Origin of the sequence: Kribbia dieselivorans NBRC 106261 (assembly GCF_001552435.1) — a bacterium.
Lineage (GTDB): Bacteria > Actinomycetota > Actinomycetes > Actinomycetales > Dermatophilaceae > Kribbia > Kribbia dieselivorans.
Genome location: NZ_BCRE01000274.1, coordinates 1 through 2015, shown reverse-complemented (window position 1 = coordinate 2015; position 2015 = coordinate 1). Strand labels below are relative to the sequence as shown.

Sequence of the window (2015 nt, the reverse complement as noted above, 5' to 3'; positions counted from 1 at the left end):
GTCGGCCCCGCGTTCGGCGGCCGCCCCGCGCCCGAGCGCACCGCGCTCGCGCATCGTCCCGCCGTCGGCACCGCTGGCGGTCGTCAACGTCTCGCAAGGAGCGAACCAGTGAATCCCCGCCAGCGTCGAGGTCTGGTCTTCATGATCGTGGCCGCCCTGGTCGCCCTCGGCACCTTCGCCGCCGTCACGTCGTTCGTGGCATCCGTCAGCGCCCAGGTGGGCAACCACGTCACCGTCTACCGGGCCAAGGAACCGATCGACCCGTACACCGCCCTGACCGCCAACAACCTCGAGCCGGTCGAGGTGCCCGAGCGGTGGGTCTCCAAGTCCGAGGTGCTGCGCCTGGGTGAACTCGAGGGCCGCCGCGTCGGCTTCCGGGTCAACGCCGGCTCGACCATCAGCTCGGACATGCTCGTGCCGTCCTCCGAACTCAGCTCCGACGAGCGGGAGATCGCGATCAACGTCGACGCCGTCACCGGCATCGGCGGCCGTGTGCGCCCCGGCGACCGGGTTGACATCTACGCCACGTTCGCCGACGTGCCCGGCCTGGCCAAGCAGACCCGCGAGCTCGTCAAGGACGTGCGCATCGTCTCCATGGAGGGCACGCAGACCGTCGTCAGTTCCTCCGACGACGGTGTCGGCCAGAAGGACGTCATCCCGGTCACGCTCGCCCTCGTGCCCAAGGACGCCAAGGCCGTGACCTACGCCTCCGCGTTCGCCCAGGAGGTGCGCCTGGTCGGCCTGCCGACCGACGTCGGCGCCAAGCGCAAGAAGGGCGAGAGCTCGGTCTACGACGCTCGTCGCCTCGGTGGCGTGGCCGTCAAGGAGGGCGTGCGATGAAGCGCATCGCCCTCGGGTTCGCCGATCGGGCCATGGCCACCGAGCTCTCCGCGATCCTTGCCGAGATCGAGCAGGTCGAGGTCGTCGGCGTGCTGACCAGCTCGGCCGAACTCGTCGACCACTGCCTGCGGCAGGAGACCGACATCGTCCTGATCCACGACGGGCTCGGCCCGGACTCGGCCACGAGCGTCATCCGAGACCTCAGCTTCCGCCGGCCGGGCATGGCCTCGCTCATCGTCTCCTCCACCGGGGAGACCCAGACGGTGGTCGACACGATGGAGGCCGGTGGGCGCGGGGTGCTCACGTACCCGTTCGTCTTCGAGCAGATCCTTTCGCGCATCGCCAATGCCTCGGCCTGGGTCGACCAGATGGGCGCCGTGCTCGCCGGTCGCGCTGCCGGTGCCGGAGTACGGCGTGGCAAGGTCGTCGCGTTCGCCGGGGCCAAGGGGGGCGTGGGGGCCACGACGTTCGCCGCCCACCTCGCCGTCGACCTGCACCAGGAATGGCCCACGGCCAAGACGATCCTCGTCGACCTCGATCTGGAGAAGGGCGATGTCTCGGCGATGCTGGACGTGCGCCACACCGTCTCCATCGCCGATGTCGCCAAGATCGCCGGGGACATGACGATCGACCGCATCCAGGACGCGACGGTCGTGCACGACTCCGGGTTGACGATGCTGCTCGCGCCCCAGGACGTACGTGAGGTCGACTTCATCTCGCCGGAGGCACTGCGCTCCGTCTTCAACCACCTGCGCCGCGAATACGACGTCATCATCGTCGACGCCGGCGCGCACGCCACACCCGCACAGGCGACCGTGGTCGAACTGGCCGACGAGGTCATCGCCGTGGTCACCGCCGACGTGCTGTGCCTGCGCTCGCTGCACCGCCTCACCACCGCGTGGGAGTCGCTCGGGGTGCGCAAGGAGCACGACGTTCGGGTGCTGGTGAACAAGGTCGACAAGTCCGACCTGTTCCCGAGCTCGGCGGTGCCGAAGCTGACGCGCGCGCCCGTGTTCACCACCGAGGTGCCGCAGATGGCGCGCTACCTCGAACCGGCCGTGACGAACCGCGATCCGCGGGCCGTGACCGAGAAGCAGTGGTGGACGTTGATCCGCGAGATCGGCCGTCAGGTCACGACCGGGCCGGATGCGCCGCTGCCGGCCGCCGCGGCGGGC

Annotated in this window: 2 protein-coding genes; both read left to right on the top strand. The window is 69.9% G+C overall.

The window, feature by feature from the left end; genetic code table 11:
* The first annotated feature begins 108 nt into the window (after nt 1-108).
* Entirely contained in the window at nt 109-840 is a 732-nt protein-coding gene (gene cpaB / locus KD1_RS15805; protein WP_068403508.1) for a Flp pilus assembly protein CpaB, read from the top strand.
* Nucleotides 837-2015, top strand: a 1179-nt coding sequence (locus tag KD1_RS15800; protein ID WP_068403504.1) for a CpaE/TadZ family protein, incomplete at its 3' end; no start/stop codon positions are given. The genes cpaB and KD1_RS15800, both read left to right, overlap by 4 nt.